Annotated in this window: 11 protein-coding genes and 2 pseudogenes; 8 read left to right on the plus strand and 5 right to left on the minus strand. The window is 41.3% G+C overall.

Annotated elements, in window-relative coordinates:
* Window positions 1-105 precede the first annotated feature (105 nt).
* From CIK04_RS20455 to CIK04_RS20485, 7 genes are all read left to right on the plus strand, one after another.
* Window positions 106-1128, plus strand: a complete 1023-nt coding sequence (locus tag CIK04_RS20455; protein ID WP_011080792.1) for an ABC transporter permease subunit — start codon at window positions 106-108, stop codon at window positions 1126-1128.
* Window positions 1128-2171: an ABC transporter permease gene (locus CIK04_RS20460; RefSeq protein ID WP_011080791.1), complete on the plus strand. Its 1044-nt coding sequence runs from the start codon at window positions 1128-1130 to the stop codon at window positions 2169-2171. The genes CIK04_RS20455 and CIK04_RS20460 overlap by 1 nt, the downstream gene beginning before the upstream one ends.
* Before the next feature lie 26 nt (window positions 2172-2197).
* A complete protein-coding gene (locus tag CIK04_RS20465; protein WP_097353057.1) occupies window positions 2198-4039 on the plus strand; it encodes an extracellular solute-binding protein in 1842 nt (613 codons plus the stop codon).
* Between the two features lie 18 nt (window positions 4040-4057).
* A complete protein-coding gene (locus CIK04_RS20470) occupies window positions 4058-4924 on the plus strand; it encodes an ABC transporter ATP-binding protein (protein ID WP_011080789.1) in 867 nt (288 codons plus the stop codon).
* A 2-nt stretch (window positions 4925-4926) separates the two neighbouring features.
* Window positions 4927-5739: an ABC transporter ATP-binding protein gene (locus CIK04_RS20475; RefSeq protein ID WP_097353056.1), complete on the plus strand. Its 813-nt coding sequence runs from the start codon at window positions 4927-4929 to the stop codon at window positions 5737-5739.
* A 246-nt stretch (window positions 5740-5985) separates the two neighbouring features.
* Window positions 5986-6852: a hypothetical protein gene (locus tag CIK04_RS20480; RefSeq protein ID WP_013572052.1), complete on the plus strand. Its 867-nt coding sequence runs from the start codon at window positions 5986-5988 to the stop codon at window positions 6850-6852.
* A 29-nt stretch (window positions 6853-6881) separates the two neighbouring features.
* The gene (locus CIK04_RS20485; RefSeq protein ID WP_097353055.1) at window positions 6882-10526 is read left to right on the plus strand and encodes a zinc-dependent metalloprotease; all 3645 of its coding nucleotides are present in this window, start codon (window positions 6882-6884) and stop codon (window positions 10524-10526) included.
* A gap of 70 nt (window positions 10527-10596) precedes the next feature.
* Here the strand turns inward: CIK04_RS20485 and miaE (CIK04_RS20490) are convergent.
* The 5 genes and pseudogenes from miaE (CIK04_RS20490) to CIK04_RS20510 form a co-directional block, all read right to left on the minus strand.
* Window positions 10597-11232: pseudogene (gene miaE, locus CIK04_RS20490) on the minus strand (tRNA isopentenyl-2-thiomethyl-A-37 hydroxylase MiaE); the annotation flags it as partial.
* 206 nt (window positions 11233-11438) lie between these two features.
* Window positions 11439-12203, minus strand: a complete 765-nt coding sequence (gene miaE, locus CIK04_RS20495) for a tRNA isopentenyl-2-thiomethyl-A-37 hydroxylase MiaE (protein ID WP_097353054.1) — start codon at window positions 12201-12203, stop codon at window positions 11439-11441.
* 370 nt (window positions 12204-12573) lie between these two features.
* Window positions 12574-14775: an AAA family ATPase gene (locus tag CIK04_RS20500; protein ID WP_097353053.1), complete on the minus strand. Its 2202-nt coding sequence runs from the start codon at window positions 14773-14775 to the stop codon at window positions 12574-12576.
* A gap of 141 nt (window positions 14776-14916) precedes the next feature.
* Window positions 14917-15066: pseudogene (gene miaE, locus CIK04_RS20505) on the minus strand (tRNA isopentenyl-2-thiomethyl-A-37 hydroxylase MiaE); the annotation flags it as partial.
* A 71-nt stretch (window positions 15067-15137) separates the two neighbouring features.
* Complete coding sequence (locus CIK04_RS20510; RefSeq protein ID WP_011149997.1) at window positions 15138-15902, minus strand: hypothetical protein; 765 nt, start codon at window positions 15900-15902, stop codon at window positions 15138-15140.
* 336 nt (window positions 15903-16238) lie between these two features.
* Here CIK04_RS20510 and cysB point away from each other — a divergent pair, with 336 nt between their 5' ends.
* The gene (cysB, locus tag CIK04_RS20515) at window positions 16239-17213 is read left to right on the plus strand and encodes an HTH-type transcriptional regulator CysB (protein WP_011080770.1); all 975 of its coding nucleotides are present in this window, start codon (window positions 16239-16241) and stop codon (window positions 17211-17213) included.
* The last annotated feature ends 43 nt before the right edge of the window (window positions 17214-17256 follow it).

The raw sequence follows: 17256 nt of genomic DNA on the forward strand, positions 1-17256 counted from the left end.
TGATATTTTTGTGATTATATATCATCAGAAATTATCGTTTGGCCGCAACAAGGTCGTTGTGGTCTTAAGACAATCAATTTGTCACAGCATGGAGTTAGAGCGTAGGTGTTATCTTATATCCTCAGACGTATGGCGTTAATCGTGCCGACGTTTCTTGGCATTACCATCTTAATTTTTGCCATTACCCGTTTTGTGCCTGGTGGCCCTGTAGAGCGTATGCTGGCAAGTATGCATTCTGGCAGTGATAGCGCTACGGTCAGTGTCGCTGGCAACAATTCTGCCCTTTCCGAAGATCAAATGGCAGAGCTAAACGCTTTCTACGGTTTAGATAAACCGGTTGTTGAAGCTTATTGGGATTGGTTGACTCGTCTTCTTGTCTTAGATTTTGGTGAATCCACGCGCTATTATGAGCCTGTTGGGACTATGATCGCCGAGCGTCTTCCTGTTTCCTTATTTTATGGCGGCATGACGTTTTTTATCAGTTATTTTATTTCCATACCCTTAGGTTATTACAAAGCTATAAAGCACGGTTCTGTTTTTGACTCAGCATCATCGATAATGATTTTTGTTGGTTATGCTTTGCCTGGTTATGTTGTTGGCGTATTTTTGATCACCGTTTTCGCCTATAACCTTGAATGGTTTCCTATGGGTGGTTTTGTCGGCGATGACTTTGATGACTATGAAACCTTCTGGCTTCAATTTAAAGATATTATGTGGCACGCAGTCTTGCCGCTTATTTGTTATTTGATTGGCGACTTTGCAACGTTAACAATGACGATGAAGAATAGTTTAATGGAAAACCTTTCTTCAGATTATATCCGTACCGCGATTTCTAAAGGGCTGCCTTTTAAAAAAGCAGTTAAAAAGCATGCTTTGCAAAATAGCTTAATTCCAATCGCAAGTCATTTTGGTAATTCTCTATTGTTCTTTATGACAGGTTCATTTTTGATCGAAGTTATTTTTAATATTGATGGTATAGGGCTTCTTGGTTACGAATCTATTATTGAGCGTGATTACCCCGTTGTAATGGGTATTGTTGCTATTAATGCTGTTATGTTGATGGTGGGCAATATTCTTTCAGATCTTTGTGTGGCATTAACTGACCCACGAGTAAGGTTTGGTGCCTGATGTTTACTGTAAGTCCATTAACTCAAAAGAAAATTAAGGCATTCAAGAATATTAAACGTGGCTATTGGTCATTTATTGTTCTCGCGACTTTACTGGTTCTGTCTCTATTCGCTGAGTTATTAGTTAATAGCAAAGCTTTAATCGTAAAGTACCAAGGGGATTGGTTTTTCCCAGTGATTAGTGATGTGCGCTCAGGAACAGATTTCGGTTTGGATTATGCTAGTGAAGCAGATTATCGAGTGCTGCAGAAAAAGTTTGCCCAAGCGGATGAAGGCAACTTTGTACTCATGCCAATCGTTCCTTGGAATCCATACGAACAAGATTTCTCGGGTGACTTTCCTCCAACAGCGCCCAATGCAGAGACGAAGCATTATCTAGGAACTGATGTCATTGGACGAGATATTTTGGCGCGCTTGGTGTATGGCTTCAGAACTGCGATGGGATTTGCGCTGGTTACGATGGCGATATCCTATGCAATTGGCACCGTAGTCGGTTGTGCAATGGGATTCTTTGGTGGCAAGTTTGATCTGTTCGTCCAAAGGCTGATTGAAATATGGTCTATGGTGCCGTTCCTCTATGTCATTATGATTCTCGTTTCTATCACCCAACCAACCTTCGCGTTATTTGTCGCTATAAACGTGTTATTTGGCTGGATGGGGATGACTTGGTACATGCGCACCATGACATATAAAGAATCTGCTCGAGAGTATGTGATGGCTGCGAAAGCGCTAGGTGCCTCGACCATGCGAATTCTATTGCACCATATTTTGCCGAATACAATGGTGATGATAGTAACCCTAGCTCCATTCACTATTGCGGGTAACATTACAGCGCTAACCGCTTTGGACTATTTAGGGCTAGGCCTAATGCCACCAACGCCAAGTTGGGGTGAATTATTACAACAAGGTAAATCGAACTTAGACTCTCCTTGGATCGTGTCATCTGTCGTTACGTCTATCGTAGCGGTATTAGTTATGGTGACTTTTATTGGTGAAGCGATCCGCGCAGCCTTTGATCCAAAGAAATTTACTCGATACGTATAAGTATCAGTTTCAAGGAAGATACACAGATGCAATACACAAAAGTAAGTCTCGCTACATTAGCTGCTTTGTCTGCTTTGAGTTTTCAGACATTCGCACAATCTCTGCCTAGTGACCTTAATTGGTTAACGAATAAAAACGAGCCGCTATTTGCTTCAGAAGAAGCCAAACGTGGCGGTACGCTAACGACCTATATGGTGAGTTTCCCTCAGACATTGAGAAGTGTTGGTCCTGATGCCAACTCTGGTTTACGCCATTACTTTATGGATGGCGCGCCAAAACTCGCGCAGCGCCACCCTAATACAGGTAAGTGGATTCCTCAATTAGCAGACTCTTGGGCTTTTGATGCGGACAACAAAACTGTCTACTTTAAGCTGGATAAGAACGCAAAGTGGTCTGATGGTGAAAGTGTTACCGCCGACGATTATGTGTTTATGATGAAGTATTATCAGTCAAAGGACATCATCGACCCTTGGTATAACGATTTCTTCACCAACAGCATAAAAGAAGTCGTCAAGTATGACGACTACACCATTGCTATCAAAACGGCCACTGCGCAGAGTGATGATGCCTTGATGGTGCTGATCAACATGGCAAGTAATGGTGTACAGCCCCGTCCGGAGCACTTCTTTAAAGGTACTAAAGACGACAATAAAGATGGTATGCCAGACAACTTTGTTCGTGCATTTAACTTTAAGGCAGAACCCACTACAGCCGCTTATTACATGGAAAATGTAGAAAAAGGCAAACGCGTTACTTTTAAGCACGTTGGCGAGGATTGGTGGGGCTACAGTAATCGCTACTACCAAAACCGTTACAATGTTGACAAAGTTCGCATTAATGTCATTCGTGATCAAGATATTGCCTTGAAACATTTCGAAAAAGGCAGTCTTGATTTCTTCGATATGATTCTACCGGAGTATTGGCACAGCAAAGCCGATTCTGAAGGCTTTGAGAAAGGGTATATCCAGAAATTTTGGGGTTATAACCAAGCTCCACAGGGCGCTGGTGGTTTGTGGATGAATACTGCTATGCCGCTACTGAATGACATCAATGTTCGTAAGGGGATCATGCTTTCAACAGACTATGACGGTATGATCACGAACATCATGCGTGGCGATTATTCACGTAAGCCTCATGGTCTTGGTTTCGGTCACGGACAATATGACAAGCCAGACAATAAAGCACCTGAATTTGATGCAGAAAAAGCCATCGCTTATTTTGAGAAAGCAGGCTTCGACAAAATCGGTGCTGATGGTATTCGCGTGAATGAAAAAGGGCAAAGATTGTCTTTTGCCATTACTTACGGCTACCAATCGTGGACTCCTCGAATCGCCTTCTTAAAAGAGCAAGCTAAACTCGCTGGCTTGGAGTTTACTTTGAACCTGGTGGATGGCTCTTCAGCGTTTAAATACATCCTTGAAAAGAAACATCAACTGGCATTTCTAAATATGGGCTCAGGTGAAATCCCTGCATATTGGGAGTATTTGCATTCAGACAACGCCAATAAACCTCAAACCAACGCTCATACCAATTACAGCAGTCCTGAGTTAGATAAGTTGATCGAAGCATACGATGCTGAATTTGACCAAGAGAAGCGTTTCGCACTTTCTCACCAAATTCAAGAGTATGTAGCAGACGCCAATATTATTGTCCCTGGTTATATGGTTCCTTACACCCGAGCAGTTCATTGGCGTTGGTTGAAAACACCTCAAACAGCAATGACTAAGGCGACAGAAAACATCTTCCACCCAATGGATATCGGCAATTTCTGGATCGACAAAGAGCTCAAAAAGGAAACTGAGAAAGCGATGAAGTCAGGTAAGACATTCCCGAAAGTTGCCGTTGTTGATGACAGATACAAGATGTAATTAAGTAGGATCAGGAAGATGAACAGTGAAGTAGTTCTAAGCGTTAAAAACTTAGAGACTGAGTTTCAAACGGATGATGGTGCTGTACAAGTACTCCATGGTGTCAGTTTTGATGTAAAAAAAGGACGTACACTAGGTTTGGTTGGCGAATCTGGATGTGGAAAAAGTGTCACGTCCATGTCTATCATGGGCTTGTTGCCTAAGCCGTACGGACGAGTTATTGGTGGCGAAATCCTCTATCGAGGCAAAGATCTCGTCACTCTTCCTGCGGATGAAATGTATGCCATGCGCGGAGATCGTATTTCGATCATCTTCCAAGATCCTATGACAGCACTCAATCCTGTCCATACGGTAGGTAAGCAGCTTATGGAAGTATTGAAGCTTCATCGACCTGATTTAGATAGAAAAGCCCGTCGTGAACAGGCGTTGGAAATGTTGAAAAAAGTTCGCATCCCAATGCCTGAAAAGCGTTTAGATGAGTACCCACATAATCTATCTGGTGGTATGAGACAGCGAGTCATGATTGCAATGGCGTTGGCTTGCAAGCCTGAGATTCTGATTTGCGACGAACCCACAACCGCTCTAGATGTTACCGTTCAGGCCTCAATATTGGAGTTAATTAATGAACTGCAAGAAGAGACAGGCATGGCGGTTATCTTTATTACCCATGACCTCGGTGTCGTAGCAGAGATATGTGATGATGTAGCGGTCATGTATGGCGGCAAGATAGTCGAATATGCCGATGTTTTTGAATTGTTTGATGCCCCTAAACACCCTTATACAGAGCGATTAATGGGATTGATGCCAAGTTTAGAGCATGAACCTAAACAATTGATCGAAATTAAGCCAATTGACGTTTCAAAATTTCCTGAATTTCGAGGTTAATTATGGATGAGATACTGAGAATCGAAGGATTGAAGCAGCACTTTGTTTCCGGGAAAAAACTTTTTTCCAAGGGATATACTGTAAAAGCCGTTGATGGTGTTTCCTTAACAGTGAAACGAGGAGAAACGTTAGGTCTTGTGGGTGAGTCGGGGTGTGGGAAAAGTACGCTTGGTCGCACTATTCTCAAGCTATTTGAGCCAACCGACGGAAAGATCTTCTTTGAAGGACGTGATATTACGAAACTCTCTGCGAAAGAGATGCGCCCTTTGCGCAAAGAGATGCAAATTGTCTTTCAAGATCCACTTGAATCGTTAAATCAGCGACATACGATTGGTATGATTTTGGAAGAGCCTTTCATTATTCACAAAGTAGGAACGCAGCAAGAAAGAAAACAATGGGTATTGGAGTTACTCGAGAAGGTGGGACTCCCTGCGAACGCGATCAATCGCTATCCACATGAATTCTCCGGTGGACAGCGTCAACGTATTGGTATCGCAAGAGCGATTGCATTAAAACCAAAGCTGCTTATCTGCGATGAATCGGTTTCAGCGCTCGATGTCTCTGTCCAAGCACAAATCATTAACTTGCTTTTAAAATTACAGCAAGAAATGAATTTAGCCATTATCTTTATTTCACATGATTTATCAGTAGTGAGACAAGTGTCAGATAATGTTGCAGTGATGTATTTTGGTGAAATAGTGGAATATGGTAAATCAGTAGAGCTATACAATAATCCACAAAATGACTACACAAAAAAATTGCTTTCGGCGATACCAATAACGCATCCAAAATACAGAGTTAAAAAAGAGAAGTGACTCGAAAAATATCATAATTTGTTACATATAGGAAAAATGAATTTTTTAGAATTTAATATTATTTTCCATAAAGTAGCACAAGCGTTAAATTGAAAAATAAATATGGATTTAACCGTAAAGAGAACTCTTCACGGTTAATAGGCTTATCGGAACAATTTGTTACGAAGGACACGTGCAAATGTAATTCGGTAAACCGTTTAACTTAAGTTTATTCAAATAAACTTAAATCTCATGGAAGTTAACAATATGCAGCACACAACAAAGTGGAAGATAACGCCGCTCGCTATTCTATTAGGTGCATTATTTTCTTCTTCTATATATGCAGAAGAAAATAGTCAAACTAATGGCGAAAGCAACACGGAATCGACCTCAGAAGCACAGTCTTCGTGTATTTGGTGTAATGTCAGCGGTTCAGCTTCACTTGCCTATGACAGTAATCTATACGACACGAATGATTATCGCTCGGTTAGAAACTTTTCATGGAATGGAACTCTTAACTACAAGTTATCAGATAAGACGGGGCTATATTTTTCTACAGGTGGCTATAGAGCCTTAGAAGATAAAGTCGGTACTTATGCAACAGACTCTGTTTTTGGAGCAAGTTACTCCAATATCTACGAGTTTGGTGAGACAGGTAAGATAGGGTTAAGTGGCCAGCTAACCATTCCTACGTCAGAAATATCACAAGACACCAAGCTATATACAGCGATTCGGATATCAACCCCAATTCGTTTTCAAATGCTAGGCGGAAATTATTCCGTTACGCCTAGAGTGAGAAAAAACTTTTACAAATATGAAACCATGAATGGCCGAGTTTTAACCGAATGGGTTTACTCCATATCTGTAGGCGGTAGTTATAGTTTTGATGATCTAACGATTGGAGCTTCGGCTTTAGGCGGTAATGGCATGAGTTACAAAGGAACTCGCAGTCGTCAGTTTACTTATGGGGCGTCAGCATATGCCTCATATGGGATTACGGATAACTGGTCTACGTCATTCACGGTCTCAACGGCAGGTTTCTATTCAGACGCAGAGCGAGGAACGCTAGGCAATATCGATTTGTTCGATACTGATAAAGCGACCTATATTGCACAACTAACGTTCTCTTTCTAGGGAAAAAAATATTATAACAGGACGATAATATGCATTTTAAAAAAGTAGCATTAGCGTCTGCAATAACAGCTATTTTAGCCGGCTGTGGCGCAGATGACCAAGCATATGACACACTAAGCAAACCAGAAAATTCGTTTGAAAAAACGAATGTAAAAACAGACCAAGTTTATCTTTATATGCCATCTATGGCGAATGCTCCTAAGTTTGCAGGCTCAATGGCCCCGTTTATGCAGGGACAAGAAAAGCTTGTAACTCTGGCGTTTGAAGCGAGCCAGGATAACTCGGGATCTGGTGAGTTGAAGGTACGAATGATTAGCCCTGATGTTATTAGCCAGGGAGAAATTGATAAAGGTCAATTAGGACGTTGGATCAATAATCCAGACGACACAAGTCTAGTTCTTTCCATTCCAGTTGACTACGTAGACTACCAATGTCGTGAAAATGACTACGGGGAGTGTACGAATAAAGAAGAAAAAGTAGATAACAATGAAGTGCGTTGGCAAGACCGCCGCTTTTTTGAACCTAGCTTTGATGATGTAAAAGTTGCTGAAGCAACATGGAACCAGTTGTTCACATTCGCAAGTGGATGCTATACGAAAGTGGGTAGCCCTCGAGTTGCTGCAAACGCCAACACGGGTTGGAAAGGATACGAAGTTACAGCCGATGGCGTAATTAACTTTGAAGTTAAACAAGATTATCGTATCGCAAACAACTGGCGCTGCATGATTAACTCCCTAAGTAGTAACGGCTTTGACATGGATAAGTTGTCGTTTACGGCATCTCAATTCTATTCTCTTGTGCCTCTCGACCTTGTTCGCTCTTCATCGACAGAATATGAACCAGTGATGTATCTGAAAGGTGATGAGGATACATTTGGCTTCTTTGCTAATGAAGTAGGCCGTCCTGATCCATCGTATGTAGATGGACAATTTGATCAGAAGTTTAGCTATCTTCACCGTTTTAACCCAAGCCTAGAATTTATTGATTACCATCTTTCGGACAGTTTTGATCAAAATGAAGAAACACGGTTCTTTAAGCAGGTCACGAAAGATGTTATTGACCGAATTAATCCACAGTTAGAGAAAGTGGGTGTTCCCAAAATTCGTCTTCACGAACCTTCCGGTAAGTTGTCAGGTGATTTGAGATACAATGTTATCAACTTGATTGATGAGCCGCTAGACAATGGTTTGGCTGGGTATGGCCCCTCAGCGGTTAACCCGTTGACAGGCGAAATTGTTCACGCACATGTAAACCAGTACTCAGGTGTTTTGCGTTCAATCTCTGATTGGCTATGGGATCGTATTGCTCAAGATTATAACAAAGGGCGAGTTGAATTAGTTGCAAAACCGGATGCGGGTTCTACATCTAACGCGACAAACAGCACTGGAGAATCAACTACATCACACTCTGTCGCCTCTATTACTGAAGCGTCTCAGTCTACTGAAGTTGTTTCTTTGGGAGATATGGTTGCGTTTGAGCAATCTCCAATGGCGAATGAGTCTATGGCCGATGTCATTGCCGCTGTTAAAGAAGAACTTGAAGCCAATGATGAGAATGTTTCATTTGAAGATTTAAGTGCCATCAAAGAGTTGGAGCGTCGCCTGTGGGCTGAGAACAATATGTACCCAGTTTCAGCGCTTCGATCTGGTGCTACATTGAAGAGTCTGCCAAGTTCTATTGGTGGTATGAGCTTCAACTTCCAAGATGCATCTCTTTGGAGCAATGGTCAAATAGGCGAAGTTGGTAGCCTAAAAGAATGGGCTGATTTGACGGAGAAACAACAAGAAGAGCTGAGTCTGTTCATTGTTGGCGTATTCTATGCGAAAACGCTTGTACATGAGCTAGGCCATAACTTTGGTCTTCGTCACAACTTCAAAGGTAGTAATGATGCTTCAAACTACTTTAAAGATCATGAGCTTGCCGAGCACGGTCTGAAAGTAGTACCTGGGTATTCTTCGATCATGGATTACAACCCATCGCTATTAAATGCACTACCGGTTTTTGGTCCTTATGATTTGGCCGCTTTACGTTTTGGTTATAAGCGTCAAGTTGAAGCTACTGAAACGGTAGTGAATCAAGCAGACAATACCACGAGCGAGCAAACTGTTTATCTCGATGCTGGCCAGTATGATGCGCAGCTTCGCGAGGAGATTCTTGATCCTTACAAGGCTCCTTCGGATCTTCTAAGTGACGGTACAATCAAAGCACTAGTATCGGAAAACCCTGCGATTCCGATGAGAGACTTTGCGTTTTGTACTGACGGAAATGTAAGTTTAAATGATGACTGTAACCGTCATGATGAAGGGCGCAACCGTTCTGAAATTATGTCTTACAAGTTAGAAACTTACGATGACCTGTACTACAAACGTACAGTACGTGGCATGAGAGAGAACTTCTCTGAAGGGACGATGATGAGTTACACAGTTCGTCGAGTTCAAGAGTTCCAAGATTGGCGTAATGCCCTACATGTATACGATCGCTACCGTGAGTTAGTATTCTCTAGCCCTCTTTCACATATCCAAATGCAGGGCTTGCCAAAAGCACAGGAAGCGTTCTGTAGTGACGAAGCAAATGCAACTCGTTGGCCATTTGCCGTTTACTGTGGTGCTCCATTGGCTGTTGATAAAGCGCGTGATCAACTTGTAAACATCCTGATTACTCCAGACCATACGTGTGAGATTGAGAAAGCTGACGGTTCATTTACTTACAAGAAACTTGCAGAGATCATGGGCAATTATTCAATGCGTAATAATTTCCCTATCAACTTTGTCCCGACGACATGTTTTGATGACACTATCAAAGCGTCATTAGCAACAGGGGAAAAAGTTGTAGGTGAGATAGGTAAGTTCCTAAACAGTGGCAAGGCTCCACGTCCTGCTCCAGTAAATAACTACTCTAACTACATCGATTACATCGGTCATTGGCCAGATAAACTAGCGGCATCTGTGGCACTAGTTGATCGTGTTGGTATGCGTCGTTCAACTGATCGCTCTACGACATCACTGTTAGAACTACCAGAAACGACAGGCTTAGCAAATGGATTTTTCCAGTTCTATCCGAAAGGGGATCTCTTGCTAGATACTTTGATTTTGGGTGAAGAGTTTCTTTATCTGAACTTCAAAGATGAACAAGGTAATTACTCTCGACCAAAAGGTGACTTCACTGCAATAACATGGAACGATAAAATCGAAACTATGCCTTATTACGGTAGTTGGAGTGTACGTAATTACTTTGCACTTCCTCGTTTCGAAGAAGTTCCATTGACCAAAGCTATTTTGACGGCAATGGTTTGGCATTCAGCAGGAAATATGGTGGATCAGCGTGATGAAGTATTAGCTCGCAAGATCAGTATGCGAAGTGAACCTGTTGGCTCAATGAGCGATTTACGTACATTTAAACGCTCAAACGGCACTACTTACTACGCTACACCAGAAAACAGCTACGCTTGGAATATGATTGCATTCACGAATGACATTAAAGCGTTGCAAGAAGCTGAAGCAGCCTCTGTTGATTTGACAACGGTGACTTTAGAAGCTGTGGTGCTTGCAGATTATCAAGATGCTGAAAAACGAGCTGAGTTGCTTAAGAAGTATGCCTACCAGTTGAAGTCTCTGGAGAATTTACCAGTATATAACCGTACTAGTTACTTATCTGATGACTTACACGCACACTAATCATTGAAAAATAACTCAAAGCCCGCTAACCAGCGGGCTTTTTATCATTTTAATCAATACACAATATTTTTCAGAGTGTAGGCACGCCACTGTGAAACTTAAAGTCGTTGTCTTTTGAGCAAATCAGCTGTGCTTCTATTTGGCCAAAATAGGCGACTCGCTCGCTGATGTCTTTGCCAGCGATCTGCTCTGCGATGGTGAGGTAATCTTGGTAATGTCGTGCTTCTGAGCGCAGCAGAGAAACGTAGAACTTGGCTATGTCATCGTCCACGTGAGGAGCGAGCTTTGCAAACCGCTCACAAGATCGTGCCTCGATATACCCTCCGACAATAAGCTTATCGATCAGTGTCTCTGGCTCATGTGTCTTCATGTATGAGAGCAAACCTTTTGCGTAGCGGCTTGCGGTCACGTTTTCGTATTCAATCCCTCTGGAACACATGATTTCCAGAACTTGGTAAAAGTGGTGTAACTCTTCTTTAATGAGTAAGACCATTTTATCAATGAGCTCTTGGCTATAAGGTGAGTCTGACTTAGCCATAATGGCTTTAGAAATGTTACTTTTGCCCTTTAGTGTCTCAATGGAGCCAATTCCACGATAGGCAAAATCTTCGTATGGCTTAAACCAATCGAGTAGGGTATGCGAGCTTTCTTTATCCACCGCATATTTACGGATCAAATACATCGCTGATTGCCCAGCTTTCAGCTCACGCAAATCATGGGAATATTGAAACTATCGAAAAACAGACAGAAAACTTACCAGAATGAACTGTTATCAATCTAAATTCTTTAATTAAAACAGTATGATATGTGTTTTCTGGAAAAGTCAAATTTTGGCAAAAAAGCAATATGCACGACTCGGCCTTTAGAAGAGTCACCGTGCATATTGCTACCTATATTGTTGTTTTTTTTATGCTACGTAGCCAGTTTTGGTGCGCCAGAGTGGAAGCGAAATTCTGAATCGTCAGAGGTAATTAATTCAGCTTCAACATTAGCGAAGTGTTCAATACGCTCTGAAATATCTTCACCTGCAATCTGCTCTGCGAGTTCCAAGTAGTCTTGGTAGTGCCGTGCTTCTGAGCGTAGCAATGAGATGTAGAACTTCTCAATTGGTTCATCAAGGAACGGGGCAAGCTTGGCAAATCGTTCGCAAGAACGAGCTTCAATGAATGCACCAATAATCAGCTTGTCGATAAGAGCTGCTGGTTCAAAAGTGCGGATATGTTTAATCATTCCCTTAGCATAACGACTTGCTGTAATAGGGCGGTATTCTAAGCCTTGTTCTTCAATGATCTCCAACACTTGGTAGAAGTGGTGTAGCTCTTCTCTAATCAGTAGAACCATCTTATCAATCATATCCTGCCCGTAAGCACAGCCATCTTTGGGCTTGATTGATTTAGAAATGTTGCTTTTACCTTTGAGTGTTTCAAGGTTGCCAATACCTTTGTAAGCAAAATGCTCATATGGCTCAACCAATTGAGTAAGTTGTTCTTTACCTTCTTCGGTTAAGACATAGCGTTTAAGCAGGAAAACCGCACTCTGCGAAGCTTTCAACTCGCATAATAAATGATCCCGTAAAATCACCGATAGGTTCTCAGGCTTACGAGCCTCTTCAATCCAAGAGTCTGGTGTTGAGCATTTTAGGAAGCTATTTATTGGTTCTAATAATTCTTTATACATCTATGATTACGTGTCTGTGTTGAGCTTTGTTTTGAGTTTAACACGATTGAAATTGGGGCTGAATGTTGAAGTGCTAAACTATTATAGCCCTCTACTAACTATCTAATTTACTTAATGTTTGTTTTTAACTAAAATACTCAAGTTACCACTTCGGCAATTCTCCTACCTACTGACCCAAAGTAGCTTATTACATTGTGTGATGAGGCTACCTGTGGCAAACACAGGTCTTTGTGGAGATTTGCAAATGAGACCTAAAGTTGTTGATGTACGAAAGTACACTCGCTTTCGTCTTGGCAAACTTGAGGTAGTGTGCAAACACCGCCGTTCGTTACCAAGACGCTAAGTTGAATGAATGCCTTAGTGGTAACGTTTATTGTTCCATCATACAGTCATAGTGCTCTCTATCCTGAGTAGCGACAAAGATCCCCTCGAACCGCTCTAAATATGCTTGTGGGTTTATATTGACCATTAAGCCTATATTGGTTGGATCAGAGTGTGAGCCTCTATTGATGTATCTGTAAAAAGCTTTATGACCTTGTTCTGGTTCTTTGTCTGCTAAGTCATTAAGTATTCCTGATAGCTTGTCCTTCTTGTGAACGAAGCCAAAGTAGTATTCTGTAATGTTTCTCATAACATTCGGAAGTACAACAGGGTTTGCTTTACCATTCATTACATCTTTTAGGATTTGCCAGAGAGACTGGTAGTCGTTTTTCAATTCATCCCGTGTCATTGGCTCTACGCTAGAGTATTGGTTCTTATTTAGGCGATAAAGAGTGTACTTCTTATCGAATTGCTCTGCGTTGTTTGGGGACAGCTTGATCAGTTCTTGGAAGAAAAATAGGCTATGAGTAAGCACAATCACTTTTTTGAATTTTTGGCCTTTAATGATCTTTGATTGAATCAATGAAGCAATATCATAGATGTAATTTTGAGAAAGGCTTGAAATAGGGTCGTCAATTACAATCAGTTTTTCTTTAGCCGCAATGTCGGTGTCTTTGCTCATACTGCCATTACACTTTTCAATGAAATATAAGAAAGTGATAAGCGTTTTTTCTCCCTCACTGAGAGAACGGAAGACAGGGGTTGTGTTGTCTGAGCTATCTCCTCGACTAAGCATAAAGAAGTTTTTTTGCTCTGTATTCGTGGAAGCCACAATTTTAAAGTTTGTAATACCTAGACTGATCAAGTTCTCATTGATCCTCTCTATTGTGTCGTCAATATTAGAGGTTTTTGAGCGAAGAGAGCTGATTCGATCCGCTACTTTTTTGCCAATACGTCTTATTTTTTCTTGTTGTTTTCTAAGCTTCTGAATCTCTTCTTCTTTTTCATCTAACAGTGTTTTTTCCAAGGAGAATACAGGGGTTGTATGGAACTTAACTGAATCCCACATACGTGATCTAATGTTTTCTTCACTCTCTTTGAATTGTTTGGCCTTGTCGATAATTGCCTGAACCGATTTGTTGATTCTTTCTGCTAGTGTGAGTAATGGTTTGAACTGTTCTGTACAATCGGCAAGCTTGATTGAAAGGGTTGGGTTCTTAATTTTTGAAACGATCTGGTCTAGGTTACTAGTGTAAGCGTGTTCTAGAAGCTCTAATAGTGGTTCGGCATTGTGTTGGGTAGAGTCGTATATCGAACAATTTTCAAATGCAGACTTAATCGAATCAATGTGTTTCGTTATATTGTCACGGTATGAGCTCTCTACTAGTTCGACTTTCCTCAAAGTAGACTCATATGTTTTATCAAATAGAGCGGCCAATTCTGACCGAAACTCTTCGTCAATAGTTTCTTTCTGACAGAATGGGCATGTAGTCTGTGAGTCGTCTAGGTAGTTATCCTGCCCAACTTTCACCCAACCTAGATTGTCAACTTTGTTAATGAAATCTGTTAGTTGGCTACTTGATGAGCCGACAATTGGCTCAAATAACAAGACACTATCCTGCGGAGAAATCTCTAGAATTGGTTCTAGTGATATCTTTGATGGTTGATTTTTATCGAATTGATTTAGCTCTTGATACTCGTGATCTAAGGCTTCAATGGTCTCGTCAGTAACGCCTTTCTGCTTTTTTACTTGTTCATAGAATTTTCGTTTAGGGGTTTTGAACGATCTAAGGAAAGGATCAAGTGAGGTCTTTTCAATTATGTACTTTTGTTTGAATACTTCCTCAATGGCAGAGTCGGTTGCTTTTCGTTGAACACTTTCAGCGGCGTCAATGAGTTTCTTTGTTTCATTAAAGGCATCTAATAGCTTTTCTCTCAGCTTAGATTTATTTGTAATTTGAGCTTCTAGATCCGCATTATCTTTACTAAGCGTGAAGACACCTTCTTGCACTGAACTATTAACAAAATTGTCATCCACAAACTTTTGGTTATAAACGATAGGAGTGTAGTTACCTTCAACACTAATGCTACAACTAGGATATTTGTTAGCTTTATACAAAAAGTTTGAAATTGTTGATTTTCCAGATCCATTCAATCCAAAAATGAAAGTGTTCTGCTTCGTAATGTCTAATGTTTCAGGACTGCTAGGGTGATAACTCGTCACCCCTTTGATAGACAATGTATCTGCCACAATTTTCTTCCTACGCTATTTATATGGAACAACATTACTATGTTTTCTTGTTGTGTACTTTGATCTAGCAGGAAAAACGGTAGGAGGGAGGATTGCAATAATAGTGGTTGAATATGGACTTTTAAATAATATGCACACCTATGCTTTCAGCTCACAAAGCAAATGATCTATCAAGATGGTGGAAAGATTTTCAGGCTTTTTGGCCTCTTCGACCCATTCACTAGGTGTTTCACATTGTAGAAAATGGTTAATGGGGCCAAGCAGATCTTGGTACGCTTCGAGAGATATCATAAATCAGTTTAACTAGTGATGAAAAAAGGCCGCGTTTGCGACCTTTGTAAAGAGAATCGTAGTGGTAAATCTTACCACTTTTTCTTATCACCGAAGAGTGCATCCATGTCGTTGTTACGCTCTTTTTCTTCCATTTGCTGCAGTTCTACCGCGTTTTTATCTGAACGCTTCTTATCAACCTCATTAAGCATTGTTTCTAGCTTTTCTTTGGCTTGGACTGAGTAAGCATCGTTTTTTGTGCTCAGTACATCAATACCTTTACGAAGCAATTGAACCGCGGTGCCTGCTTGACCGCGAGCAATAGAATCATGCGCACGCTTGATGACGTTTTCAATGTTAATTCGAATCTGCATAGTCTCAAGGCGAGCATTTTCTTCAACGTAAGCTTGAGTATCAAAGCGACCTTTGTTGTGCTCGTTACGAATGGTGTCTCTCAGGCGTTTGACAAGTTTCAGCATCACAATCGCTTGCTTATCACTGTTCGGAACTTTAAAGGCTGTGCTTTCACCACCTTGGTAATTGTTTTTAAGGTGTTCGATTTGCTGCTTCATGGCTTCGACCCGTTGAGCAAGTTGCTTGCTCTTGGGATCAAGTGCCGCCATATTTTCTAAAGCATCTAGGATACGGTTATTTAAGCAGACGAGTAAGTCTTTACTGTAGGGGATATGGTGAGCGTGTCCGATCAACTCCTCTGTTGCATCTATAACGGCAACATAACGCGCTGACTCCTGTCTTTTCGCGGTTTCTGCCTTTACTTTGTACTGCAACATAACGTTGTAACCAATAACAAGTACAAGTAAAACGGCGACCAGAGCGATGATTAAACCAATATTCATATCTGTTTTGTCTGCTTTATTTATTAACGGCTAACGAGTAAGGATACACGATTCCTTTAATGACATGCACCTATTAATCATATTCTTAGTGATTATTGCTGTTATTTAAAGCTTTAATAATCAAAAGTTGCTAATCCGATTGAAGAATGAGGTATGCATTACAAAAACCATCGTTGATGAGATCTCCAGTTAAGTAATGACAGAGAAAACTATCAATTTCACTGTTCATTTTTAACGTTACACGTTATAACTAATAATTATATTTGAGAACTTAGTATGCGCAAGTTCTGCTCAAATGAGTGAGATTTGTTATTAGTAACGGATTACGGGGCCAGTATGAAACTGCAACAACTGAAGTACATTGTTGAAGTCGTTAATCACAATCTAAATGTCTCGGCGACCGCCGAAAGCTTGTATACCTCTCAGCCAGGGATCAGTAAGCAAGTCAGGCTTTTAGAAGATGAGTTAGGCATTCAGATATTTGAACGAAGTGGTAAACACCTCACTCAAGTGACTCGAGCTGGGGAAGATATCGTGCGAATTTCGCAAGAAATTTTAGCTCGAGTTGAGAGTATTAAAGCCGTGGCAGGTGAGCATACTCATCCTGAGATGGGCACACTGAACATTTCTACCACCCATACACAGGCTCGTTATGCTTTACCGGATGTCATTAAAGGGTTTGTAAAGCGTTACCCGAAGGTCTCCTTGCACATGCACCAAGGGACGCCAAGTCAAATGTCCGAAGCGATTGCAAAAGGCACGGCGAACTTTGCGATTGCGACAGAAGCTCTGCATTTGTACCAAGATGCGATTATGTTGCCTTGTTACCACTGGAATCGTTCGATTGTTGTACCTAAAGAGCATCCATTGGCTAAGAAGGAAAAAGTGACTATTCAAGATTTGGCTTCTTATCCATTAGTGACTTATGTGTTTGGTTTTACCGGTCGCTCGGAGCTTGACACCGCATTTAATAGAGTAGGATTAACGCCGCGAGTGGTGTTTACTGCAACCGACGCTGATGTTATCAAAACTTATGTACGTATGGGGATTGGTGTGGGTGTGATTGCCAGCATGGCGGTAGATAAAGAGCAGGATAAAGATCTGGTCTCGATCGATGCGAGCCACTTATTTGGCGCAAGTACCACCAGTATCGGCTTCCGCCGAGGTACGTTCCTACGTTCATATATGTTTGATTTTATGGAAAGATTTGCCCCTCATTTGACAAGGCCAGTAGTAGAACAAGCGATCTCGTTGAAATCAAATGCTGAGATTGATGAAATGTTTAAAGACATCGTTCTTCCCGTTCGTTAAAGCGCTTTCCTCCACCGCTTCTTCCCCCTAAAATAGCGTCGCA

The organism is Vibrio sp. 03_296 (genome assembly GCF_002265885.1).

What these genes read in the sequence shown, in the direction of transcription:
- CIK04_RS20480 (WP_013572052.1), top strand. Translation starts at nt 5,986, where the DNA reads ATGCAGCACACAACAAAGTGGAAGATAACGCCGCTCGCTATTCTATTA.
- CIK04_RS20465 (WP_097353057.1), top strand. Translation starts at nt 2,198, where the DNA reads ATGCAATACACAAAAGTAAGTCTCGCTACATTAGCTGCTTTGTCTGCT.
- miaE (WP_097353054.1), bottom strand. Translation starts at nt 12,203, where the DNA reads ATGTATAAAGAATTATTAGAACCAATAAATAGCTTCCTAAAATGCTCA.
- CIK04_RS20470 (WP_011080789.1), top strand. Translation starts at nt 4,058, where the DNA reads ATGAACAGTGAAGTAGTTCTAAGCGTTAAAAACTTAGAGACTGAGTTT.
- CIK04_RS20485 (WP_097353055.1), top strand. Translation starts at nt 6,882, where the DNA reads ATGCATTTTAAAAAAGTAGCATTAGCGTCTGCAATAACAGCTATTTTA.
- CIK04_RS20475 (WP_097353056.1), top strand. Translation starts at nt 4,927, where the DNA reads ATGGATGAGATACTGAGAATCGAAGGATTGAAGCAGCACTTTGTTTCC.
- CIK04_RS20510 (WP_011149997.1), bottom strand. Translation starts at nt 15,902, where the DNA reads ATGAATATTGGTTTAATCATCGCTCTGGTCGCCGTTTTACTTGTACTT.
- CIK04_RS20460 (WP_011080791.1), top strand. Translation starts at nt 1,128, where the DNA reads ATGTTTACTGTAAGTCCATTAACTCAAAAGAAAATTAAGGCATTCAAG.
- cysB (WP_011080770.1), top strand. Translation starts at nt 16,239, where the DNA reads ATGAAACTGCAACAACTGAAGTACATTGTTGAAGTCGTTAATCACAAT.